The sequence below is a fragment of the Novosphingobium sp. BL-S-33 genome, from assembly GCF_056857025.1.
In genome coordinates this window covers 1,099,402-1,122,865 of record NZ_CM166474.1, presented here as the reverse complement: position 1 = coordinate 1,122,865, position 23,464 = coordinate 1,099,402, and the positions used below count along the sequence as shown (strand labels likewise).

General features: G+C 64.7%; 16 protein-coding genes. 13 read left to right on the top strand and 3 right to left on the bottom strand.

Translation table 11 applies throughout. The annotated features are described in order from the left end of the window. Positions 1-32 precede the first annotated feature (32 nt). The 7 genes from prmC to AC1VVM_RS05230 all read left to right on the top strand — a co-directional run bounded on the left by prmC (position 33) and on the right by AC1VVM_RS05230 (position 7,740). On the top strand, positions 33-893 hold the full coding sequence (gene prmC, locus AC1VVM_RS05260; protein WP_482956033.1) for a peptide chain release factor N(5)-glutamine methyltransferase: 861 nt from the start codon (positions 33-35) through the stop codon (positions 891-893). Between the two features lie 238 nt (positions 894-1,131). After that, positions 1,132-2,085, top strand: a complete 954-nt coding sequence (locus tag AC1VVM_RS05255; RefSeq protein ID WP_482956032.1) for a DUF4167 domain-containing protein — start codon at positions 1,132-1,134, stop codon at positions 2,083-2,085. A 242-nt stretch (positions 2,086-2,327) separates the two neighbouring features. Then, entirely contained in the window at positions 2,328-3,938 is a 1,611-nt protein-coding gene (lnt, locus tag AC1VVM_RS05250; protein WP_482956031.1) for an apolipoprotein N-acyltransferase, read from the top strand. A gap of 41 nt (positions 3,939-3,979) precedes the next feature. Next, positions 3,980-5,197: a methionine adenosyltransferase gene (gene metK, locus AC1VVM_RS05245; protein WP_482956030.1), complete on the top strand. Its 1,218-nt coding sequence runs from the start codon at positions 3,980-3,982 to the stop codon at positions 5,195-5,197. A gap of 136 nt (positions 5,198-5,333) precedes the next feature. Next, a complete protein-coding gene (gene ispG, locus AC1VVM_RS05240; RefSeq protein ID WP_482903023.1) occupies positions 5,334-6,464 on the top strand; it encodes a flavodoxin-dependent (E)-4-hydroxy-3-methylbut-2-enyl-diphosphate synthase in 1,131 nt (376 codons plus the stop codon). Continuing rightward, positions 6,461-7,198 (top strand): hypothetical protein, encoded by a 738-nt coding sequence (locus AC1VVM_RS05235; RefSeq protein WP_482956029.1) that lies wholly within the window; start codon positions 6,461-6,463, stop codon positions 7,196-7,198. The genes ispG and AC1VVM_RS05235 overlap by 4 nt, the downstream gene beginning before the upstream one ends. A gap of 23 nt (positions 7,199-7,221) precedes the next feature. Further along, positions 7,222-7,740, top strand: a complete 519-nt coding sequence (locus AC1VVM_RS05230) for a retropepsin-like aspartic protease family protein (RefSeq protein ID WP_482956028.1) — start codon at positions 7,222-7,224, stop codon at positions 7,738-7,740. Positions 7,741-7,945: 205 nt separating this feature from the next. Here the strand turns inward: AC1VVM_RS05230 and AC1VVM_RS05225 are convergent, their stop codons facing one another. The 3 genes from AC1VVM_RS05225 to rpoB all read right to left on the bottom strand — a co-directional run bounded on the left by AC1VVM_RS05225 (position 7,946) and on the right by rpoB (position 18,822). Then, the gene (locus AC1VVM_RS05225) at positions 7,946-10,126 is read right to left on the bottom strand and encodes a putative bifunctional diguanylate cyclase/phosphodiesterase (protein WP_482956027.1); all 2,181 of its coding nucleotides are present in this window, start codon (positions 10,124-10,126) and stop codon (positions 7,946-7,948) included. Between the two features lie 152 nt (positions 10,127-10,278). Next, on the bottom strand, positions 10,279-14,583 hold the full coding sequence (gene rpoC, locus AC1VVM_RS05220) for a DNA-directed RNA polymerase subunit beta' (protein ID WP_132388098.1): 4,305 nt from the start codon (positions 14,581-14,583) through the stop codon (positions 10,279-10,281). 81 nt (positions 14,584-14,664) lie between these two features. Next, positions 14,665-18,822: a DNA-directed RNA polymerase subunit beta gene (rpoB, locus tag AC1VVM_RS05215; RefSeq protein ID WP_132388096.1), complete on the bottom strand. Its 4,158-nt coding sequence runs from the start codon at positions 18,820-18,822 to the stop codon at positions 14,665-14,667. A 1,125-nt stretch (positions 18,823-19,947) separates the two neighbouring features. Here rpoB and AC1VVM_RS05210 point away from each other — a divergent pair. The 6 genes from AC1VVM_RS05210 to AC1VVM_RS05185 all read left to right on the top strand — a co-directional run bounded on the left by AC1VVM_RS05210 (position 19,948) and on the right by AC1VVM_RS05185 (position 23,403). Further along, positions 19,948-20,130: a hypothetical protein gene (locus tag AC1VVM_RS05210; RefSeq protein ID WP_482956026.1), complete on the top strand. Its 183-nt coding sequence runs from the start codon at positions 19,948-19,950 to the stop codon at positions 20,128-20,130. A gap of 25 nt (positions 20,131-20,155) precedes the next feature. Further along, a complete protein-coding gene (locus AC1VVM_RS05205; RefSeq protein WP_243652573.1) occupies positions 20,156-20,704 on the top strand; it encodes a DUF2975 domain-containing protein in 549 nt (182 codons plus the stop codon). Next, on the top strand, positions 20,704-20,946 hold the full coding sequence (locus tag AC1VVM_RS05200; RefSeq protein WP_482956025.1) for a helix-turn-helix domain-containing protein: 243 nt from the start codon (positions 20,704-20,706) through the stop codon (positions 20,944-20,946). The genes AC1VVM_RS05205 and AC1VVM_RS05200 overlap by 1 nt, the downstream gene beginning before the upstream one ends. Positions 20,947-21,300: 354 nt before the next feature. Further along, complete coding sequence (gene rplJ, locus AC1VVM_RS05195; RefSeq protein ID WP_132388088.1) at positions 21,301-21,813, top strand: 50S ribosomal protein L10; 513 nt, start codon at positions 21,301-21,303, stop codon at positions 21,811-21,813. A 123-nt stretch (positions 21,814-21,936) separates the two neighbouring features. After that, a complete protein-coding gene (rplL, locus tag AC1VVM_RS05190) occupies positions 21,937-22,311 on the top strand; it encodes a 50S ribosomal protein L7/L12 (RefSeq protein ID WP_132388086.1) in 375 nt (124 codons plus the stop codon). A gap of 144 nt (positions 22,312-22,455) precedes the next feature. Then, a complete protein-coding gene (locus AC1VVM_RS05185) occupies positions 22,456-23,403 on the top strand; it encodes a bifunctional helix-turn-helix transcriptional regulator/GNAT family N-acetyltransferase (protein WP_482956024.1) in 948 nt (315 codons plus the stop codon). Positions 23,404-23,464 lie beyond the last annotated feature (61 nt).

Below are 23,464 nucleotides of genomic sequence, written 5' to 3'. Positions count from 1 at the left end.
TCCTTCCCCGCTCATCCTGAGCCTGTCGAAGGATGATTGAGCCGCCCCCCGCCCTCGGCCCCACCGTCGGCGAAGCCATCCGCAAGGCCGCGGACCGCCTCGCGGCAACCAGCGACACCGCCCGGCTCGACGCCGAAGTGCTGATGGCCCACGCACTGGGCACCACGCGCTCCTCGATGCTGCTCTCCCGCATGCGCGACCCCGCGCCCGAGGGCTTCACGGCACTGGTCGAGCGCCGCGCCGGGCACGAGCCGGTCGCCTACATCACCGGCTCTCAGGAATTCTTCGGCCTGCCCTTCGCGGTGGGCCCGGACGTGCTGATCCCGCGCGGCGATTCGGAAGTTCTGGTCGAGGCCGCGCTGGCGGCCCGGCCCGACGCCCGGACCGTGCTCGACTGCGGCACCGGATCGGGCGCTCTTTTGCTGGCGGTGCTCGCCAATCTGCCCGAGGCACGCGGGGTGGGCATAGACAGCTCGCCGGGCGCGCTTGCGGTCGCGGCGGGCAATGCCGAGGCGCTGGGACTTTCCGAACGCGCCCGCATGGCCCTGGCCGACTGGCACGCCCCCGGCTGGGACCACGCACTGGGCGGCCCCTTCGACCTGATCCTCGCCAATCCGCCTTATGTCGAGACCACTGTCGCGCTGGATCGCTCGGTCGCCGCCTTTGAGCCGGCCAGCGCGCTCTATTCGGGTGAACACGGGTTGGACGACTATCGAATCCTGGTGCCCCAGCTCGCCCGCCTGCTCGCCCCGCGCGGCATCGCGCTGGTCGAGATCGGCTATCAACAGGCCGAGTCGGTCGCGGCGATCGGGCGCGAAGCCGGTCTTTCCAGTCGTTTGCACCGCGACCTCGGAAATCGCCCTCGCGTGCTGGAGTTTTCAACAGGCGCGTGAGATTCCGCTTGGAATCCGGCGCCGGAATGCCTAAGGATTAAGGCGAAGCGGCACATGGATGGAATTTCCCATGCGGACGCTTCATCTCCATCATTTGCATGACAGTCGCGGCAGCAACGCTGCACGGCACGGCAGAGGTGGAAGTCACGGCACGCGGGGGCGCTCCGTGATCTTGTGACGTACGGCAGTTCGGCCCGATGGGATCCGGCCGATACCCAGGGTTTTGAGGAAATAATCCTTGAATAATAATCGTGGTAATAACCGTCGGCGCGGCCGCGGTAACAATCGCCCGCAGGGCGGTCAGCAAACGAACCGGATCGACAGCAGGGCACGCGGCAACGCGCCGCAGCTGCTGGAGAAGTACAGGAAGCTCGCCCACGATTCCCACCTCAACGGTGATCGTGTGACGGAGGAGTACTACCTTCAGTTCGCGGATCACTATTTCCGCGTGCTGGCCGACCAGAAACAGCGTCAGGACGACGCGCGCCAACCCCGTCGTGACGATCGCACGCCCGATTATTCGGACGAGTACGGCGACGATTACGGCGATTTCGAATCGACGGCCGAGCGCAGCTATCAGCAGGACCGCCAACCGCGCCCTGAACGGCAGGAACGTCAGGATCGCCCCGAACGGCAGGACCGTCCGGAGCGTCAGGATCGGCCCGAACGTCAGGAGCGTCAGGAACGCCCCGAGCGCCAGGACCGTCCCGAACGTCAGGACCGCCCTGAGCGTCAGGAACGTGCGCCGCGTGTCGAGGCTCCGGCCGAAGACAACATCGAAACCGCCGGCAACGAAGGCGAGAGCGAAGGCGAACGTTCGGTCTACGAACCGGCCGAAAACCCCTTCGTTCGCGACATTCGCGGCGAACCCCGTGGCAATCGCGGTCTGAAGCAGCGCAAGCCGCGCCGCGACCGCCGCGAGGACGGTGAAGCCGCCGAAGCGGACGGCAATGCCGCCCCCGTGGAAGCTGCCCCGCAAGCTGCTGCCGAGCCCGCGCTCGATCCTTCCACGCTGCCCCCGGCCATCTCGGCCAAGGCCAGCAAGAAGGCCCAGCCGAGCACGGACGAAGCCGCCGAAGTCGATGCCGAAGCCGCCAAGGCCGAGGAAAAGCCCCGCCGCCGCCGCACCCGCAAGGCCACGCCGCCTGCGGATGAGGCTGGCGACAGCACGCTTGAGGCCGTGAACTCCTAAGTTCCGCGTCTTTTGCCGCCAACAGAAACGGCCCGGGTTCCGCCAAGGTGGATCCCGGGCCGTTTCCGTTCAAACCGGCAATCCGCCAGTCCCGACACGGAGATCGCTTGCGCCGCGCGGCAAGTACCGTACATAGCCTCGCCCAAGGAACTCCTTCGCCGCGAGGCCCAGCCGTGAAATCCGTACCGGCCGAATCCGGCCGCCCTATCCTGGCCCGGCACCCGCGCCTTGTGAGCAAACTGGTGACCGGTCCTGCCGCCATTCTGGCCGGCGCCATCGCCGCCTGCGGATTCCAGCCGCTGGCGCTATGGCCGCTCACCCTGCTGGGGATGGCCATTCTGATCGAGCTGGTGGCCTGTGCACCTAGCTGGAAACGCGCCTTCTTCATCGGCTGGTGCTTCGGGCTGGGCCACTTCACGCTCGGCAACAACTGGATCGCAACCGCCTTCACCTATCAGGCCGCGATGCCCGCATGGCTGGGCATGATCGCGGTTTTCCTCCTCTCGCTTTACCTCGCGCTCTTCCCGGCGCTGGCGGCGGCGGGCGGCTGGCTGGTGCTGAAGCTGGACCGGGGCAAAGCCGGGGCAAAAGGCGGTCCGGGGGCTTTCGCAGTGCTGGGACTGGCCTTCGCGGGCAGTTGGATCGTCGCCGAATGGCTGCGGGCGTGGCTCTTCACCGGCTTCGCCTGGAACCCGCTGGGCGTGGCGCTGCTGGGCGGTTTCGACACGCGGGGGCTGGCCCTGATAACGCCCTGGACGGGCACCTACGGGCTCTCCGGCGTGCTGGTGCTGCTGGCCGCCCTGCCCGGCCTGCTGGTCCGGCTCGCGCTGGGCGGACGGGGCGCCCTGCGCTGGGCGTGGGTCTTACCCGTGCTGGCGGTCTATGCCCCGCTGACGATGCTGATGTCCCGGCCGGACCCGTGGGCCGCGCGCGCGGAAGGCGCGATTCGCTTCACCCTGATCCAGCCCGATATCCGGCAGGAATTCATCGAAGATCCCCGCAATTTCGAGAACAATTTCGACACCATGGCCCGCCTCTCGCTGCCCCGGCGGCCGGGCGAGAAGCGCGTGGTGTTCTGGCCCGAATCGGGTCTGGGCGACTATATCCGCGACGGCTATCCGTCCTATCTCTACCGCATCTATACGTATGCGGGTGACCCGGTGCTCGCGCGCCGCCGCATCGGCCGGGTGATCGGCCCTTACGGCCTGCTGCTGACCGGCGCCGTGGACCTCGTCATCAAGGACGACGAGGAAGTGGCCGCGCGCAATTCGGTCTCGGCCATCGACGGGCACGGCAACCTCATCGCCTCCTATTCCAAGGCGCACCTCGTGCCTTACGGCGAATACCTTGCACTGCGCTGGCTGCTGGAACCGCTGGGCGCCACCCGCCTTGTGCCGGGCGCGCTGGACTTCTGGCCCGGTCCGGGTCCGCGCACGATCGACTTCGGTGACTGGGGCAAGGCCGGGATTCAGATCTGCTACGAGATCATCTTCAGCGGCCAGATCGTCGATCCGCGCGTGCGGCCCGACTATATCTTCAACCCTTCCACCGATGGCTGGTTCGGCCGCTGGGGTCCGCCGCAGCACCTTGCGCAAGCGCGTTTGCGCGCGATCGAGGAAGGCCTGCCGATCATGCGGTCCACCACCACCGGCGTCAGCGCGGTGATCGACGCGGACGGGCTGGTTCGCGCCTACGTGCCCTGGCATCAGGCCGGCCGGATCGACGGACTGATCCCGCCCGCCCACGAAGCCACGCCTTTTGCGCGCTGGGGCAATCGCTTGCCGCTGGCGCTTGCCGCAGTTCTGTTGGCGATTGCGGTTTCGGGCATTGCGCTCCGTCGCCGGGGAGGCTAGACCCGGGAGGACATAAAGATTTCTTTATATGTGGTGTCCAGATGCGCAATAGCTACGTCTTTACTTCCGAGAGCGTTTCCGAAGGTCATCCCGACAAGGTTTCGGACCAGATTTCCGACGCTATCGTCGATCTTTTCCTCTCCAAGGATCCCGAAGCGCGCGTCGCGTGCGAAACGCTCACCACCACCCAGCGCGTCGTGCTGGCCGGTGAAGTGCGCGGCAAGGGCATGATCGATACCGATGGCCACTGGGAAGATGGCGCACAGGAAGAGATCCAGACCGTCGTCCGCGAAACCGTGAAGCGTATCGGCTACGAACAGCCCGGCTTCCACTGGCAGGACCTCGTCTTCGAAAACCACCTGCACCCGCAGAGCGCGGACATCGCGCAAGGCGTCGATTCGACCGGTAACAAGGACGAAGGTGCGGGCGACCAGGGCATCATGTTCGGTTTCGCCTGCGACGAAACGCCGGACCTCATGCCGGCCACGCTGGACTACAGCCACAAGATCCTTGAGCGCCTTGCCGCCGACCGTCACTCTGGCGCCGCACCGTTCCTGGAGCCCGACGCCAAGAGCCAGGTCACGCTGCGCTTCGAAAACGGCGTGCCCGTGGAAGCGACCGCCGTGGTCGTCTCCACCCAGCACAAGCCCGGCTACCACGAAGGTGCGCAGGACGCCGAACTCAAGGCCTATGTGAAGAAGGTCGTGGCCGAGATCCTGCCCAAGGGCTTCGTGACCGACGAAACCGCCTTCCACATCAACCCGACCGGCAAGTTCGAAATCGGCGGCCCAGACGGCGACGCCGGCCTCACCGGACGCAAGATCATCGTCGACACCTACGGCGGCGCTTCGCCCCACGGCGGCGGCGCGTTCTCGGGCAAGGATCCGACCAAGGTCGACCGTTCGGCCGCCTATGTCACCCGCTACCTCGCCAAGAACGTGGTTGCGGCCGGTCTGGCCAAGCGCTGCACGATCCAGGTGTCCTACGCCATCGGCGTGTCGGCCCCGCTTTCGCTCTATGTCGACACCCACGGCACCGGTTCGGTTGCCGATGCCGATCTGGAAGTGGCGATCGCCAAGGTCGCGGCCGACAAGCTGGGCGGCCTGACCCCGCGCGGCATCCGCGTCGGCCTCGGCCTCAACAAGCCGATCTACGGCCCGACCGCCGCTTACGGCCACTTCGGCCGCAAGCCCGAGGGCGACCTGTTCCCCTGGGAGCGCACCGATCTGGCCGATGCGCTGAAGGCCGCTCTGGCCTGAGCGCACGCCAAGGCGTGAAGAATTGAAAGGGGGCGAGGCCGCATGGTCTCGCCCCCTTCTTCGTTTTGCGCCGCATAGATCCGGGCCGACCGTAATCGCGCTTCAAACCGTCACCGTGAACGACTATAGAAGCGCCATGTCATCCGTACGTCCCTGGCGCGACATCGAGCGCCGCAAGAGCCGCCAGATCATGGTCGGCAATGTCCCCGTCGGCGGCGATGCACCGATCACGGTGCAGACCATGACCAATACGCTCACGTCCGACGCCAAGGCGACGATCGACCAGATCCGCCGCTGCGAGGATGCAGGGGCGGATCTGATTCGCGTCTCCTGCCCCGATGTGGAAAGCACGGCGGCGATGCGCGAGATCGTGCGCGAGGCCCGCGTGCCGCTGATCGCGGACATCCATTTCCACTACAAACGCGCGCTTGAGGCGGCTGACGCGGGCGCGGCCTGCCTGCGCATCAATCCGGGCAACATCGGCTCGTCCGAACGCGTGGCCGAAGTGGTGCGCGCGGCCAAGGCCAACGGCTGCGCGATCCGCATCGGCGTCAATGCCGGCAGCCTCGAAAAGGACCTGCTGGAAAAGTACGGCGAGCCCTGCCCCGAAGCGCTGGTCGAATCCGCACTCGATCATATCAAGCTGCTGCAAGACCACGATTTCCACGAATACAAGGTGGCCGTGAAGGCCAGCGATGTGTTCCTGGCCGTCGCCGCCTATCAGGGGCTGGCGGACGCGGTGGACTGCCCGCTGCACCTGGGCATCACCGAAGCGGGTGGCCTCATCGGCGGCACCGTCAAATCGTCGATCGGCATGGGTATGCTGCTGTGGTCGGGCATCGGCGACACCTTGCGCGTCTCGCTCTCGGCCGAGCCGGAAGAGGAAGTGCGCGTCGGCTTCGAGATGCTGAAGGCGCTCGGCTTGCGCACGCGCGGCGTCCGCGTCGTCTCCTGCCCCAGTTGCGCCCGTCAGGGCTTCGACGTGATCCGCACGGTCGAGGCGCTGGAAGACCGCCTGCAACACATCAAGACGCCGCTTTCGCTCTCCGTGCTCGGCTGCGTCGTCAACGGCCCGGGCGAAGCGCGCGAAACCGACATCGGCCTAACCGGCGGCGGCAACGGCAAGCACATGGTCTACCTCTCGGGCGTGACCGACCATGTCGTCCAGTCCGAGGACATGCTGGATCACATCGTGAAGCTGGTCGAAGCCAAGGCGGCCGAGATCGAGGCGGCGAACGCGGCTGGGGAAGCTCAGGCCGCCGAATGAACCGACTGAGCCGTGAGCTTGCCAGTATCGGCGTAACGCTGCGCGATTCGCTGCGTCTGTGGCGGCTGGCGCCGCTGGTGCCGCTGATCGCGGTGCTCCCCGAATTCGCGCAGCACGCGGTGGAAATCCGGCTCGGCATGTTCGCCAACCAGGATGCCTTCGCCAGCCTCGCGCTCGATCCGATGCGCACGAATTTTGGCGTTGTGAAGATCGCGGCTCTGGTTCTGGCTGTGCTGGTCGGCGCCCGGTTCTGGGCGAACCGCGGTGCCGGGATTCGCGGCTGGAGCCTTGCCGGGATCGGCTGGAAGCAGGTTCTGCTGGGGCTGTTCGTGCAGGTCGCAGTTTCACTGCCCGGCATGTTTGGACCGCGACTCTCGCCAGTGACGGAAGCCACGCTCGGCATGGCGCTGACGCTCGCCAGCCTGCCCGGGCTCGTGCTGATGGTGGGCGGACTGCTGGGTGACCGCGAAACCGGGCTGGTGGCGATCTATCGCAGCGGCTGGGCCAAGGCACTGCGGATTCTGCTCCACATCGGTCCGGTCTGGCTGTTGCTCCAGACGCTGCACCGCGCCGACCATATTGCCGCGCTGGATCGGCCTCAATGGCTGGTCTGGGGGCTGATGGCGTGGGATGCCCTGCTGGTCGGCCAGATGGCCGCACTGGCCGCGACGGGCCTGCATCACGGCTATGCCGCCGATCACGAGGGCGACGAGGCCGGCTTTACCGCCGCTTAAGCCTTCGCGCCTAGCCTTGGCCCATGCGCATGGGCCCTATCCTCCTGCTGGTCGGCACGGTCGCCTTCGTCGGCTGGATCGCGCCCGGTCTCAAGGCGGGTGGAAGCGATCATGCGAAAGTCGCTACCCGCCACGACGACAGTTCGGCCAAGACGGCGTGGCTCGCCGGTGAAACCGTGCTTTCCCGCGCGCCTGACGGGCATTTCTATGCCGACGCCGATGTCGAGCAGCACCGCACCCACTTCCTTGTCGATACCGGCGCCACCATCGTCGCGCTGACCGGCAACGACGCGCGCGCCATCGGGCTCGACTGGAACGACAGCGATCTGATGCCCATCGGCCGCGGCGCCAACGGGACGGTCTACGGCGTGCCGGTCAGCATCGGGCGAATGGAACTGGGCGGGCTGGAAGCGCATGACGTTCAGGCCGCAATCGTGCCCTCGGGACTGGATGTCTCGCTGCTCGGCCAGTCGTTCCTCTCCCACGTCGGCAACGTCAGGATCGAGGGCGAGCACATGACGCTCGGAGCAAGCGGGGGCTAGATCGCCCCTCCGAATCCCGCAAGGCCGCACCAGACGACGAAGCCGGCCATGGCCGTGACCGAGAAGAACGCGGCACGGGCGACTTTCGAAACAGGGGTGTCCATAGAGTGCTGCCTTGCGGGAACGGGGGGTGCCAACTTATCGCCCGTCTTTCCGCGAGAGGCCATGTCGCCCGTCGGCAGGCGTCGGCGCCCGGTCGAGAAGCTTACAGCGTTCCCTGAATCGCCTTGCGGCCCACTGTCGAGGTGAAGGCGGGGATCGAGATCCGGCCATCGCGCGGGGCAATCGGCGTGCGGGTGGTGGTTACTTCGAAGTCCGCCGGCAGCCCGGCGTTGATCAGGTCATAAGGCGAGATCCGCGTGCGCGTGCAGAGGCCGCCATTGCCATCGCTTACCAGTGACTTTTCGAAGGCGACGCCGATCTGCTCCCCCATCGCGCGGCGCACGGTCGCCACTTCGAGCTGGCCTTCGCCGAAATAGACCACGAACCGCGTGCCGAGCGGCACATCCTCCACACCCTCGATCAGCGCGCCGGTGGAGGAAATATTGCGCAGGACCACCGGGTAATAGTGGTCCTCGTGAATCGCGCCGATCCAGCGGAACATCGAGATCCGCTCGTCCCGCTGACGGGCCGGGCCGCTGGGCGCGATACCCCAGTGGGGCTGTCCGGCAGCCATGAGGAAAGCCTCGGCCCGGATCGCCTGCGAGTAGATGAATCCCTGGATGTGGCTGACGCCGAGTTCGCGCAGCATCGCGAGCTGGTCCAGCGTCTCGATACCTTCCGCCGTGGTCTCCATGCCGATGGCCTTGGCCATGGCGACGATGGCGGCGATCAGCGCCTTGTTGCGCGCACCCGCCTCGGCGGTGCCGCGCACGAAGCTCTGGTCGATCTTGATCTTGTCGAACGGCGCGGTGCGCAAGTAGCCGAGCGAGGAATAGCCGGTGCCGAAATCGTCCAGCGCAAGCCGAATGCCCAGTGCCTTGAGCGCCCGGAACCGTGCATCGGTATCGGCGCCTTCGGCCAGGAACACGCCCTCGGTGATTTCCAGTTCGAGCCGCTCCGGCGCCAGCCCGGATGCTGCCAGCGCATTGGCGACGATGCCGGGAAAACCGGGATCGGTGAACTGACGGGGCGAGACATTGACCGCCACGCGCAGATCGCCCGGCCAGTCCACGGCATCGCGGCAGGCGGTGCGCAGCGCCCATTCGCCGATCTGGCAGATCATCGTCGATTCCTCGGCGATGGGGATGAACTGCGAAGGGCTGATGACGCCCTTCTCCGGGTGGTTCCAGCGCATCAGCGCCTCGGCGCCGGTCACGACATCGGTGCCCGCCGCGACGATGGGCTGGTAGTGGAGTTCCAGCTCTCCCTTTGCCAGCGCATCGTGGAGATGCTCCTCCAGCATCCGGCGATCCTCGGCCGCCGTCAGCAACTCGCGCGAGAAGAAGCGAAAGCGGCCGCGCCCGCCATGCTTGGCGGCATAGAGCGCGAGATCGGCATTTCGCACCAGTTCGTCCACATCGCGCCCGTCGAACGGGGCGATGGCGATGCCCACCGACGCGCCGATGATGCAGCGGTTGCCCTCCACCGAATAGGGCTGCGAGAGCATGGCGATGATCCGCTCGGCCAAGGCGCCGAGATCGCCACGATCCTCGACATCGGGGACGAGGATCTGAAATTCGTCACCGCCGAGGCGGCAGATCCGCTCGGCATCGCCGACGATGGTGGTCAGCCGTTCGGCGACCTGACGCAGCAGGGCGTCGCCGCTCGAATGGCCGAGGGTGTCGTTGACCTGCTTGAAGCGGTCGAGATCGATCAGCAGCGTCGCGCAGGGGCGTTCCTGCGCCTTGTAGGCGCGCAAGGTGCGGTCGAGCATGCGGGCCATCTCGCGGCGGTTGAGCAGGCCCGTGAGCGGATCGTGCATCGCCTCGCGCGAGTTTTCCTCGGCAATGCGGCGCTCGTCGGTGATTTCGGAGCAGAGGCCGCAGAAGCCGTCGAACCGGCCGCCTTCGTCGGTCTGCGCCTCGCCCGAAAGCAGCCACCAGCGCCGCTGTGCGCCCTCGCCCGTGCAGACTGCCAGCTTCTCGAACCGCGAGCGGCGGGACAACGCGAAACGCAGGCTGCGGCCCGAACCGGCGCCATCGTCGAAGGTCTGGAAGATGTCGGCCAGCGGGCTGCCGATCACGGGAATGGCAGCAGGCAGGCGGGACAGGGCCTTGTCCGAAAGATAGCGGATGCGGCCCTCGGCGTCGGAGGCCCAGAGGCCTAGCCCGTCGATCCCCTCGACCGCCCGGCAGAAATTGCGCGCATCCTCGGCGCCGATCGCGTTCGCGGCCTCGCCGGCTTCGCGCCCCTTCTTTTCCGTACGTCCGAAATTCCAGGCCATGCTTGGCGCCCTGCTAGTATCTCAGGACATTCCCTTAGAGGCGCGAGGGTTACTTTCGCGTAACCATGCCAAATGCCGCGCCAGCACCAAGCAAAAGGCCCGCCGGATCGCTCCGGCGGGCCTTTCGTGTGCCTGTCAGCAGGTGGGAAAGCTTATGCTTCCTCGCCGCCTTCGGTCTGCTCGTCCGACTGGATCAGGTAATCACCCGCATCCGCGTCGAGACCGTGGGTCTCACCCTCGACCACGGCGAGCGGATCGTTGCCGATCGCCGCTTCCGGGCCCTGGGCCAGTTCGGCCGCATGCTCTTCCGCCGCCGAATTGGCAGCGATGAGCGATTCCTGCATGCGACGGTAAGACGCGCGCAGGGCGGCGTCGCGGCTGGTGGCCGCCACGCGCATGCGGTTCATGCCCGCACCAGTACCCGCCGGGATCAGGCGGCCCACGATCACGTTCTCCTTGAGACCGATCAGCGTGTCCTTCTTGCCTTCGACCGCCGCCTGCGTGAGCACGCGGGTGGTTTCCTGGAACGACGCGGCCGAGATGAACGAACGGGTCTGCAGCGAGGCCTTGGTGATGCCGAGAAGGATCGGCTTGCCTTCCGCGGGCATCTTGCCCTCGGGAAGCTTGCTGTTGATCTCGAACATTTCCTCGTAGTCGACTTCTTCGCCCGGCAGCAGCGTGGTGTCGCCGCCGTTCGTGATCTCAACCTTCTGCAGCATCTGACGAACGATCGTTTCGATGTGCTTGTCGTTGATCTTCACGCCCTGGAGTCGATAGACTTCCTGGATTTCCGCGACGAGGTATTCTGCCAGAGCCTCGACGCCGAGGACTTCCAGAATGTCGTGCGGATCGGGCGAGCCCGAGATCAGGTTGTCGCCCTTCTTGACGAAGTCGCCTTCCTGCACGTCGATCACGCGGCTCTTCGGGATCAGGTACTCAACCGGATCACCCTCTTCCGGGATGATCGCGATCTTGCGCTTGGCCTTGTAGTCACGCACGAACTCGATGCGGCCGGAGACCTTGGCGATGATCGAGTTGTCCTTCGGCTTGCGGGCCTCGAACAGTTCGGCAACGCGCGGCAGACCGCCGGTGATGTCGCGGGTCTTGGCGGCTTCGCGCGAAGCACGGGCGATGATGTCGCCGGCTTCGACGGTCTGGCCGTCCTCGACCGAGAGCGTGGTGCCCGGCGCCATCATGTAGCGCGCGGTTTCGCCCGAACCCTCGTCGAGAAGGGTGATGCGCGGACGCAGGTCCTCCTTCTTCTTCGCGGTGCGCGACGAACGGTCTTCCGTCACGACGCGGCTGGTCATGCCGGTCGCATCGTCGACCTGCTCGGTCAGCGTGCGGGTATCGATCAGGTCCTGATACTTCACGGTACCCGACGATTCGGTGATGATCGGCAGCGAGAACGGATCCCACTCAGCCAAACGTTCGCCTTCCTTGACGCTTGCGCCGCTCGTGTGGAGCAGCACGGTACCGTAAGGCACGCGGTGGATTGCGCGCTCACGACCCTCGCTGTCGAACAGCACGACTTCACCGTTACGGGCGAGCGACAGGCGGCGACCGCGCTTGTCGACGATCGTCGGGATGTCGCGATACTCGACCTTACCGTCGCAGATCGATTCCAGGTGGCTGGTTTCGTTAAGCTGCGCGGCACCGCCGATGTGGAAGGTACGCATGGTGAGCTGCGTGCCCGGTTCACCGATCGACTGCGCGGCGATGACGCCGACAGCTTCACCGATGTTGACCGGGGTACCACGGGCAAGGTCACGACCGTAGCACTTGCCGCACACGCCCTGCTGGGCTTCGCAGACCAGCGGCGAACGGATACGGGCAGCCTGAAGGCCGGTCAGTTCGATCGCAGCCACGGCAGCTTCGTCGAGAAGCTGACCCTTGGCGGCAACGACATTGCCGTCCTTGTCGACGATGTCCTCGGCCAGGGTACGGCCCAGGATACGCTCGGCGAGCGAGGCGATGGTGGAACCGCCCTGCACGATCGAACGCATTTCCAGCGCGCGCTCGGTACCACAATCTTCGATCACGACGACGCAGTCCTGCGACACGTCGACCAGACGGCGGGTCAGGTAACCCGAGTTTGCCGTCTTGAGCGCGGTGTCGGCCAGACCCTTACGGGCGCCGTGGGTCGAGTTGAAGTATTCAAGAACGGTCAGACCTTCCTTGAAGTTCGAGATGATCGGCGTTTCGATGATCTCGCCTGACGGCTTGGCCATGAGGCCGCGCATACCGCCAAGCTGCTTCATCTGCGCCGGGCTACCACGCGCACCGGAGTGGCTCATCATGTAGATCGAGTTGATCTGGGCCATGCGGCCCGTCTCGGGATCGATCGGCTGAGCCTTCAGCTCTTCCATCATGGCGTTCGCCACCTGGTCGCCGCAACGGCTCCAGGCGTCGATCACCTTGTTGTACTTTTCCTGCTGGGTGATGAGGCCGTCCTGGTACTGCTGCTCGTAGTCGGCAACCAGTTCCTTGGTCTCGTTCACCAGGGCTTCCTTCGAATCCGGGATGATCATGTCATCCTTGCCGAAGGAAATGCCGGCCTTGAACGCGTTGCGGAAGCCGAGCGACATGATCGCGTCAGCAAACAGCACCGTCTCCTTCTGGCCGGTGTGGCGGTAGACCTGGTCGATGACGTCGCCGATTTCCTTCTTGGTGAGAAGGCGGTTGACGACATCGAAGGGCACCGTGTGCGACTTCGGCAGGCATTCGCCCAGCAGCATGCGGCCCGGAGTGGTCTCGAAGCGCTTCATGTACTGCTCGCCGTTCTCGTCGGTCTGCGGCACGCGGGCCTCGATCTTCGAATGCAGCGTGACAGCGCCGGTGAACAGGGCCTGGTGCACTTCGGCCATGTCAGCGAACTTCATGCCCTCGCCCGGCTCGCCGATGCGGTCCATCGACAGGTAGTACAGGCCGAGAACCATGTCCTGCGAAGGCACGATGATCGGCTTGCCGTTTGCCGGCGAGAGGATGTTGTTGGTCGACATCATCAGCACGCGCGCTTCCAGCTGGGCTTCCAGCGAGAGCGGCACGTGGACGGCCATCTGGTCACCGTCGAAGTCGGCGTTGAAGGCCGAGCAGACGAGCGGGTGCAGCTGGATCGCCTTGCCTTCGATCAGCACGGGTTCGAACGCCTGGATGCCGAGGCGGTGAAGCGTCGGTGCGCGGTTCAGCATGACCGGGTGCTCGCGAATGACTTCGTCGAGGATGTCCCAGACTTCCTTGCGCTCCTTCTCGACCCACTTCTTGGCCTGCTTCAGGGTCATCGAAAGACCCTTGGCGTCCAGACGGGCGTAGATGAACGGCTTGAACAGCTCGAGCGCCATCTTCTTCGGCAGGCCGCACTGGTGCAGCTTGAGTTCCGGACCGGTCACGATGACCGAACGGCCCGAATAGTCGACGCGCTTACCCAGAAGGTTCTGACGGAAGCGGCCCTGCTTGCCCTTCAGCATGTCGGACAGCGACTTCAGCGGACGCTTGTTGGCGCCGGTGATGACGCGGCCACGGCGGCCGTTGTCGAACAGGGCGTCGACAGCTTCCTGAAGCATGCGCTTTTCGTTGCGGACGATGATGTCCGGCGCGCGCAGCTCGATCAGGCGCTTCAGGCGGTTGTTGCGGTTGATGACGCGGCGATAGAGGTCGTTGAGGTCCGACGTCGCGAAGCGGCCGCCGTCCAGCGGCACCAGCGGGCGCAGCTCTGGCGGGATGACCGGAACGACGTCAAGGATCATCCACTCCGGACGGTTGCCCGAATCGATGAACGATTCCACGACCTTGAGACGCTTGATGATCTTCTTGGGCTTGAGTTCCGACTTGGTCGTCTCAAGTTCCTGGAGAAGGTCCGCACGCTCCTGTTCGAGGTCGAGGTTGATGAGCATGTGCTTCACCGCCTCGGCGCCGATGCCGGCCGAGAACGAATCCTCGCCGTACTCGTCCTGCGCGTCGAGCATCTCGTCTTCGGTGAGGAGCTGATACTTCTCAAGCGGGGTCAGGCCCGGCTCGATGACGATGTAGCTCTCGAAGTAGAGGACGCGCTCAAGCAGCTTGAGCTGCATGTCGAGCAGCAGGCCGATGCGCGAAGGCAGCGACTTCAGGAACCAGATGTGCGCGACCGGTGCGGCCAGCTCGATGTGGCCCATGCGCTCGCGGCGCACCTTGGTGACAGTGACTTCGACGCCGCACTTTTCGCAGACGACGCCCTTGTACTTCATGCGCTTGTACTTGCCGCAAAGGCATTCGTAGTCCTTCACGGGACCGAAGATGCGGGCGCAGAAGAGGCCGTCACGCTCAGGCTTGAACGTACGGTAGTTGATGGTTTCCGGCTTCTTGATCTCGCCGAAGGACCAGGAGCGGATACGCTCGGGGCTCGCGAGACCGATCTGAATCTGATCGAAGGTCTCGGGCTTCGCCATCTGGTTGGTGAACTTGGTCAGGTCGTTCATGGTTCAATCCCTCTTGGGGTGAATTCTTCGTGCGGGCGGAAGGCAGGAAGGGCGGAGCGCGGTGGCTCCGCCCGGATCCCGTTATTCCGCCGCCAGCGCGACGCCGTCGTCGTCCTCGTTGTCGTCGTGGCTCTTCAGCTCGACGTTGAGGCCCAGCGAGCGCATTTCCTTGACGAGAACGTTGAAGCTCTCCGGAATGCCGGCCTCGAAGGTGTCGTCTCCCTTGACGATCGCTTCGTAGACCTTGGTACGGCCGACCACGTCGTCCGACTTCACCGTCAGCATTTCCTGCAGGGTGTAGGCGGCGCCGTAGGCCTGGAGGGCCCAGACCTCCATTTCACCGAAGCGCTGGCCGCCGAACTGCGCCTTACCGCCCAGCGGCTGCTGGGTGACGAGCGAGTAGGGGCCGATCGAACGCGCGTGGATCTTGTCGTCGACAAGGTGGTGCAGCTTGAGCACGTACTTGCAGCCGACGGTCACCTTGCGGTCGAAGCGGTCGCCGGTGCGGCCGTCGAACAGGTTGACCTGACCCGACTCGTCGAGACCGGCGAGACGCAGCATGTCGGTGACGTCCTTCTCGACAGCACCGTCGAACACCGGCGAACCCATCGGCACGCCCTTGCGGACGGACTGGGCGAACTCGACGATCTGCTCGTCGTCGCGGGCATCGATATCGGCGGTGTAGTTGTCGCCGTAGATCTCCTTGAGCAGCTCGCGAACGGCTTCCGGCGGCTGGCCGGCAACCGGGTTCGGGTTGGCTGCACGCCAGTCGTCCAGAGCCGCGCCGATACGCGCGCCCAGGCCGCGAGCGGCCCAGCCGAGGTGCGTTTCGAAGATCTGGCCGACGTTCATGCGCGAAGGCACGCCGAGCGGGTTCATCACGAAGTCGACCGGGGTACCGTCTTCGAGGAAGGGCATGTCTTCCAGCGGCAGGATGCGGCTGATGATACCCTTGTTACCGTGACGGCCGGCCATCTTGTCGCCCGGCTGAAGCTTGCGCTTCACGGCCACGAAGACCTTGACCATCTTGAGCACGCCGGGCGCGAGTTCGTCACCGCGTTCCAGCTTCTCCTTGCGGTCCTCGAACTTCTCCTGGATCGCCTTGACGGTGAGGTCGTACTGGGTCTTCACCGCTTCGAGCTGCGACTGCATGTGATCGTCCGCAACCGCGAACTTCCACCAGTCGTGACGCTCGACCTCGTCCAGCACTTCGTCGGTGATCTCGACGCCCTTCTTGAGGCCCTTGGGCGCCGAAGCGGCGACCTGGCCGAGGAGCATGTCCTTCAGACGATTGTAGGTGGCGCGGTTGAGGATGGCGCGTTCGTCCTCACGGTCCTTGGCGAGGCGTTCGATTTCCTCGTTCTGGATCGCGCGGGTACGGTCATCAACCTCGATACCGTGACGGTTGAACACGCGTACGTCGACGATCGTGCCCGAAACGCCCGGCGGCAGACGCAGCGAGGTGTCACGGACGTCCGAAGCCTTTTCACCGAAGATGGCGCGGAGGAGCTTTTCTTCCGGCGTCATCGGGCTTTCGCCCTTCGGGGTGATCTTGCCGACCAGGATGTCACCCGGGTGCACTTCGGCGCCGATGTAGACGATGCCCGCTTCGTCGAGGTTGCGCAGGGCTTCCTCGCCGACGTTCGGAATATCGCGGGTGATGTCTTCCGGCCCCAGCTTGGTGTCGCGGGCCATGACCTCGAACTCGTCGATGTGGATCGACGTGAACACGTCGTCCTTCACGATGCGCTCGGAGATCAGGATGGAGTCTTCGTAGTTGTAACCGTTCCAGGGCATGAACGCGACGAGCACGTTGCGGCCCAGAGCCAGTTCGCCGAACTCGGTCGACGGGCCGTCGGCGATGGTGTCGCCAGCCTGCACGACTTCGCCCACCTTCACCAGCGGACGCTGGTTGATGCAGGTCGACTGGTTCGAACGTTCGAACTTCTGCAGACGGTAGATGTCGACGCCCGACTTGCCGGGTTCGATATCGCCCGAGGCGCGGATGACGATACGGGTGGCGTCCACCTGGTCGACGATACCGGCGCGCAGCGCCGAGATCGCGGCGCCCGAGTCACGCGCAACCGTCTCTTCCATGCCGGTGCCGACGAACGGAGCGTCCGCCTTCACGAGCGGCACGGCCTGACGCTGCATGTTCGAGCCCATGAGTGCGCGGTTGGCGTCGTCGTTTTCCAGGAACGGAATGAGCGAGGCGGCCACCGAGACGAGCTGCTTGGGCGAAACGTCCATCAGCGTGATCTGGTCGCGCGGGCTCATCACGAATTCGCCGTTCTGGCGAGCCGAGACGAGTTCCTCAACGAACGAACCATCGGCATTCAGCTCAGCCGACGCCTGCGCGACGGTGTGCTTCTGCTCTTCCATCGCCGAAAGATAGACGACGTCCTTGGTCACGTGACCGTCGTTCACCTTACGGTACGGCGTTTCGATGAAGCCGTACTTGTTGACGCGGGCGAAGGTCGACAGCGAGTTGATCAGACCGATGTTCGGGCCTTCCGGCGTTTCAATCGGGCAGATACGGCCATAGTGGGTCGGGTGAACGTCGCGGACTTCGAAGCCGGCGCGCTCACGGGTAAGACCACCCGGCCCAAGTGCCGAAACGCGGCGCTTGTGGGTGACTTCCGACAGCGGGTTGGTCTGGTCCATGAACTGCGAGAGCTGCGAGGAACCGAAGAACTCGCGAACGGCGGCCACGGCGGGCTTGGCGTTGATAAGGTCGTTCGGCATCACGGTCGACACGTCGACCGAGCTCATGCGCTCCTTCACGGCGCGCTCCATGCGGAGCAGGCCGACGCGGTACTGGTTTTCGAGCAGCTCGCCCACCGAACGCACACGGCGGTTGCCGAGGTTGTCGATGTCGTCGATTTCGCCCTTGCCGTCCTTGAGGTTCACCAGTTCCTTGACCACGGCGAGGATGTCCTCGACGCGCAGGGTGGTCACGGTGTCCTCGGCATCGAGGCCAAGTCGCATGTTCATCTTGACGCGGCCCACGGCCGACAGGTCGTAGCGATCGGCGTCGAAGAACAGGCCGTCGAACAGGGCTTCGGCGGTTTCCTTCGTCGGCGGTTCGCCCGGACGCATGACCTTGTAGATCGCTTCCAGACCCATGTCGCGGTTCTCGGCCTTGTCGGCCTTGAGCGTGTTGCGGATCCAGGGACCGGTGTTGATGTCGTCGATGTCGAGCAGGTCGATCTGGTCGATGCCCGCGCGGTCGAGCGCTTCAAGGTTTTCCGGCGAAACTTCGTCGCCCGCCTCGATGTAGATGCGGCCGGTCGACTCGTCGATCAGGTCCTTGGCCGAATAGCGGCCGAAGATTTCCTCGGTCGGGATCAGCAGTTCTTCCAGACCGTCCTTCTGCGCCTTGTTGGCAGCGCGCGGGGAGATCTTGGTGCCGGCCGGGAACACGACTTCGCCCGACTTGGCGTCGACGATGTCGAACGCCGGCTTGGCGCCGCGCCATGCTTCGGACTGGTAAGGCAGCTGCCAGCCGCCCGAACCGCGCTTCCAGGTCACGGTCTCGTAGAAGTAATCGAGGATCGCTTCGTTATCGAGGCCCAGGCCGAACAGCAGCGAGGTGACCGGCAGCTTGCGCTTGCGGTCGATACGCACGTTGACGATGTCCTTGGCGTCGAACTCGAAGTCCAGCCACGAACCGCGGTACGGGATCACGCGGGCCGCGAAGAGGTACTTGCCCGAAGAGTGCGTCTTGCCGCGGTCATGGTCGAACAGGACGCCCGGCGAACGGTGCATCTGCGAGACGATCACGCGCTCGGTGCCGTTGATGAAGAAGGTGCCGTTCTCGGTCATGAGCGGCATGTCGCCCATGTAGACGTCCTGCTCCTTGATATCGAGGACGGAGCGGGTCTCGGTCTCGGCGTCCACTTCGAACACGATCAGGCGCAGCGTGACCTTCATCGGGGCCGCATACGTGATGCCGCGCTGGCGGCACTCGGTCACGTCGTACTTCGGCTCTTCCAGCTCGTAGTGGACGAAGTCGAGTTCGCTGGTGCCGGCGAAGTCGCGGATCGGGAAAACCGAACGCAGGGTCTTCTCCAGACCCGAGATGTAACCGGTCGCGGGGTTCGAGCGCAGGAACTGCTCGTAGCTCTCGCGCTGCACCTCGATGAGGTTGGGCATCTGGACGACTTCGTGGATGTCGCCAAAGATCTTGCGGATGCGCTTCTTTGCAGAGCGGCGCATATCGACGGGCTTGGTGGCCATGATCTGGTCTTTTGCCTCTTCGCTTCGGGACCGATTCGCGATGAGCGGCCCCTTGAAAATTCTCGTCTGCGAGGACGTATCCCTGCCGGTGAAGCAGGGCATCCAAAACGCCAAAAGGCCGCCCGGCACGCGCGGAATTCCTTGAAGGAACGCCAGTTGCGGCCAGCAGCCTTATGCATCGGATGATATCCCGACCGCCTCCTTCTTGGGCCACCCCCGCGCATGGGCAGCCTTGCTCGAAGCGACCGAGCGAGGGGCGGATATAGGCGCGGGGGTGCGGGATGTCAATTTGACGAGCCGCGCATTTCTGCGGGGTCGGATCGGGAACGCCGCGACTCGATTCGCCGCACAATCGCAGCCGTCCATCCTTGAAAAGCGCCTGTCCCGGTAACTTTTTCGCCTCCAGCGCATTGAAGCTATATGGGACACTTGACCATCTCAATCGCAGACCGCGCACTGGCTCCGATACTGGCCGCCGCCGCGTTTGCCGCCATGCCGGCCGCAGCCGCAACGCCGCAGGATATGGCGACGAAGAGCATGGAAACTAGCGAAGCACCCCGCGTGCCCACCGCCTCCCGGTCCGGCACCGCTGCCGACGGCACTCTGGCGCGCGGCGACATCCCGGCACCCAGCCTGGCAACTTCGGTACCCGAAACCCCTTCCCGTCTTGGCGCGAAAGGCGGACTGGGTTTGCTCGCCGCGCTGATCATATCGCTCACTGGCGGGCTGACCATGCTCCGCCGGGATCCGAAATCTCAGGGCCGCAAGACCATGCCCACTCGCCTTTCCCCCGCAAGCACCAGCAATAGCTGGGCATCCCCTTCGGCGCGCATACCCTCAGGCAGACGACCGGGCCCTCACCCTCCACCCCCTCAAGGCAACAGGGGCCCAAATAGCAGATCGATGCCTGGAGCCGGAACGCCGTAACCCCTGCGCGGCAGACCGGAACCATATGCGGGGCGACTCATCCGGGTCGCCCCGCTTTTTTGCGTGCGCCACACGCCTCGAAATGCAGCGACTTTCCGATAGACGATCAGCGTCATATTGTTTTTCGATATTATCGATTGACGATAAGCTCGAATCGACTTATTGAATATCGATATCGAGCATATCGGAGAACGAACAATGACCCAGTCCCAGATGCAAAAGGCCTCCCGCCCCCTCGCCGTGGCGCTGGCTATTGTCTTCACCGGCGCCTTCTGGCTGCCCACCCTCTCCAACCCGGCCGAAGCCGCCGCCCGCCAACCCATGACTGTCGCGAGCCCGGCCACCACTATCGTCGTCGCCGTCGCACCGGCGCTGATGTAATCCGGACGCCGGGAAGGACACGAACATGACATCGCCAATCACCCGGATTGCCCGCGACCCGCTGCTCGCCATCGCCAAGGGACTGCTGTGGTTCCTGATGGCGAGCATGGCCCTGGCCATCGCCGCCTGCCTTGTCGCAATCCCGGCCATGCTGATCTTCCGGGGCCAGATTTCGGCTGAACTTGCCAAGGATATGCCCCTTCTCCTGCCCCAGTTCTTCTGGGTGGTCAGCGGCGTGCTGGTATTTGCCGCGATCCTGTGCGGCACGCTTTTCCGGATCTTCCAGCTGCTGAAGCGCATTGTCGGCACTGTCGGAGATGGCGATCCGTTCGTGCCGGACAATGCCCGGCGGCTGACGCAGATGGCCTGGCTCAGCCTGGTCGTGCAGCTCATCGGCCTCCCGCTTTCGGGCCTTGGCGCCCTGATCAACAAGCTGGGCGAAGGCCACACCCGGATCGATACCTTGGGCGGCATCTCCGGCAATGGCCTGCTGCTGATGCTGATCCTGTTCATCCTCGCCCGCGTCTTCCGCAAGGGTGCCGAGATGCGCGCCGAACTGGAAGGCACCGTGTAATGGACGAGGACACGGAAACTCTCGATGGAGGCCGGATCGTGGTCAAGCTGGACGACATTCTCTACGCCCGCCGCATGACACTGACGGAACTGGCGGAGCGCATCGGCATCACTCTTGCCAACCTCTCGATCCTCAAGACCGGCAAGGCCAAGGCGATCCGCTTCTCCACGCTGGAGGCGATCTGCCGGGAACTGGACTGCCAGCCGGGCGATTTGCTGGGATACGATGCCCCCGCCGGTTGATGAAGCCCCGTCAATTTCGGCGTCACTTTCACTGACACCACTGTTAGCAATAGTTGACTCCGGGGGCGCTTTCATCCAAAGGCACCCCCGAACCGTATGGGTTTCGGCCCATCGTTCATCCGTCCGAGACAGTTGGTGCCCTCGATTTGCGGGGGCTTAATTTCCAGCCTAGACGGGGAACAGGATTTTATCCGGCCCCTCTCTCCTTTGGAGACGTGGTGCCAACTTCGTGTTTCGGCACGAAACTCCTTCCCCATCGAAACGGACTCGCCCGAAGTGCTTTCGCGCTTCGGACAAACGTAGCCGGCCGCAAGGAACGCAAGTTCCACGCGGTCACATGTGAAGGAGTAAGGCATGGATCGTTCGCAGAAAGCCGATTCGGTCGCCCAGCTCAACGCGGTCTTCAATGAGGTCGGCGTGGTGGTCATCACCCGCAACCTCGGCATGACGGTGGCCCAGTCCACCGCCCTGCGCGGCAAGATCCGTGACGCGGGCGCGACCTACAAGGTTGCAAAGAACAGTCTTGCCAAGCTTGCCATCGTGGACACCGACTATGTCGGTATCGACGACTTCCTGACCGGCCCGACGGCCATCGCCACTTCGGTGGACCCCGTCGCTGCCGCCAAGGCTGTCGTCGACTTCGCCAAGACGACCGACAAGATCGAGATCGTCGGCGGCTCGATGGGTTCGCAGGTTCTGAACGCTGCTGGCGTCAAGGCTCTCGCCTCGATGCCCTCGCTCGACGAACTGCGCGCCAAGCTCATCGGCCTCGTTCAGGCTCCGGCGACGAAGATCGCCCAGCTGCAGACCGCTCCGGCGGCTAAGCTGGCTCGCGTTTTCGCTGCCTACGCCGACAAGGCTGCTTGAGCTCAAGCCCCAAGCGATTTCTCGTAAATCGCGAAGGGCCAAGCCTAAGCAATTCTATTCGTTACGATTTATCCCGGCGGACCGCATCCAGCACCCCGGGACCACAGATCAGGAGTTATTATCATGGCCGATATCGCCAAGCTTGTTGAAGAACTGTCGAAGCTGACCGTCCTCGAGGCCGCTGACCTCGCCAAGGCTCTCGAAGAAGCATGGGGCGTTTCCGCCGCTGCCGCTGTTGCCGTGGCTGCTGCCCCGGCTGGCGACGCTGGCGCCGCTGTCGAAGAGAAGACCGAATTCGACGTCATCCTCACCGGCGACGGTGGCAAGAAGATCCAGGTCATCAAGGAAGTCCGCGCCATCACCGGTCTGGGCCTCGCTGAAGCCAAGGCTCTCGTTGAAGGCGCTCCCAAGGCCGTCAAGGAAGGCGTCAACAAGGCTGAAGCCGAAGACATCAAGAAGAAGATCGAAGAAGCTGGCGGCACCGTCGAGGTCAAGTAAGCTTCTTCTCGGTTCTTCCGAGCAGATCTACGGGAAGGGCGGCTCCGCAAGGAGCCGCCCTTTTCCTTTGCCCGCTTCCCGAAGGTGCTTGACCTTCCGTCGCCATATCCATAACACGATATATAACGTGGTATGGAGATTCGTATGAGCGACGTCATCGCCGATTTGGGCGGGGTTTATCTCGGCAGCCGCCTCAAGCGCCTGGCCGAACGGCTCCAGGGCGACGCCGCCCGCATCATCGAGGATGCCGGCATCGGCGCGCAGCCCGGCCACATGCCGCTGCTCACCGCGCTCGACCGGGAGGCGATGACCGTCGGTCAGCTCGCCGAAGCGGTCGGCTACAGCCAGCCCGGCGTGACCCGCGCGATCGGGCAGCTTACCGAACTGGGTCTGGTCGAGGCCAATCCCGGCGCGGACTTGCGCCAGCGCCTGCTGTCGCTGACGCCGCAGGGCGAAGCGACCATGGCCCGCGTCCGCATGCATGTCTGGCCCGGCGTCGGCCGCGCGGTCGACGAGATGTGCGGCGGCCGAACTGCCGAACTGCTGGACCACATCGCCCGCATCGAGACCGCGCTCAGCGAATCTTCGATGGTCGAACGCCATGCCCGACTGGGGCAGCCGATGCTGACGATCCGCGAATTCTCCGACGATCTGGCCGGCGCCTTCCACGACATCAATGCCGAATGGATCGAGACAATGTTCAGCCTTGAGCCGACGGACCGCGAAGTGCTGGAAAACCCGCGCGAACGCATCGTCGATCCCGGTGGTGCAATCCTTTTCGTCGAGGCCGAGGGGCTTGGCGTGGTCGGCACTTGCGCGCTTCAGAAGACCGGCGAAACATCTTTCGAACTGACCAAGATGGGCGTGCGCGCATCGGCGCGCGGGCTGAAAGCGGGCGAATTCCTGCTCCAGGCCACGATCGAACGCGCGCGCAAAATGGGCGCCGATCCGCTCTACCTGCTGACCAACAAGCGCTGCGAGGCGGCAATCCATCTCTATGAGAAGCTGGGTTTCCGCCACGACGCCGGGATCATGGCGCGCTACGGCGCCCGCTACGCGCGGTGCGATGTCGCCATGCTGCATCCGGCCTGACCGCCGGTAATCTGACGTTCAGCTTCGCGGGGGCAGCTTGTCCCCGCTGACAAATGGGACG

Excerpts from the sequence above, each read along its gene's own strand:
- AC1VVM_RS05200 (WP_482956025.1), top strand. The coding sequence starts at position 20,704 with ATGGACGAGGACACGGAAACTCTCGATGGAGGCCGGATCGTGGTCAAG.
- AC1VVM_RS05225 (WP_482956027.1), bottom strand. The coding sequence starts at position 10,126 with ATGGCCTGGAATTTCGGACGTACGGAAAAGAAGGGGCGCGAAGCCGGC.
- AC1VVM_RS05210 (WP_482956026.1), top strand. The coding sequence starts at position 19,948 with ATGACCCAGTCCCAGATGCAAAAGGCCTCCCGCCCCCTCGCCGTGGCG.
- rplL (WP_132388086.1), top strand. The coding sequence starts at position 21,937 with ATGGCCGATATCGCCAAGCTTGTTGAAGAACTGTCGAAGCTGACCGTC.
- ispG (WP_482903023.1), top strand. The coding sequence starts at position 5,334 with ATGTCATCCGTACGTCCCTGGCGCGACATCGAGCGCCGCAAGAGCCGC.
- metK (WP_482956030.1), top strand. The coding sequence starts at position 3,980 with ATGCGCAATAGCTACGTCTTTACTTCCGAGAGCGTTTCCGAAGGTCAT.
- prmC (WP_482956033.1), top strand. The coding sequence starts at position 33 with ATGATTGAGCCGCCCCCCGCCCTCGGCCCCACCGTCGGCGAAGCCATC.
- rpoC (WP_132388098.1), bottom strand. The coding sequence starts at position 14,583 with ATGAACGACCTGACCAAGTTCACCAACCAGATGGCGAAGCCCGAGACC.
- rplJ (WP_132388088.1), top strand. The coding sequence starts at position 21,301 with ATGGATCGTTCGCAGAAAGCCGATTCGGTCGCCCAGCTCAACGCGGTC.
- rpoB (WP_132388096.1), bottom strand. The coding sequence starts at position 18,822 with ATGGCCACCAAGCCCGTCGATATGCGCCGCTCTGCAAAGAAGCGCATC.
- AC1VVM_RS05235 (WP_482956029.1), top strand. The coding sequence starts at position 6,461 with ATGAACCGACTGAGCCGTGAGCTTGCCAGTATCGGCGTAACGCTGCGC.
- AC1VVM_RS05185 (WP_482956024.1), top strand. The coding sequence starts at position 22,456 with ATGAGCGACGTCATCGCCGATTTGGGCGGGGTTTATCTCGGCAGCCGC.
- AC1VVM_RS05205 (WP_243652573.1), top strand. The coding sequence starts at position 20,156 with ATGACATCGCCAATCACCCGGATTGCCCGCGACCCGCTGCTCGCCATC.
- AC1VVM_RS05230 (WP_482956028.1), top strand. The coding sequence starts at position 7,222 with ATGCGCATGGGCCCTATCCTCCTGCTGGTCGGCACGGTCGCCTTCGTC.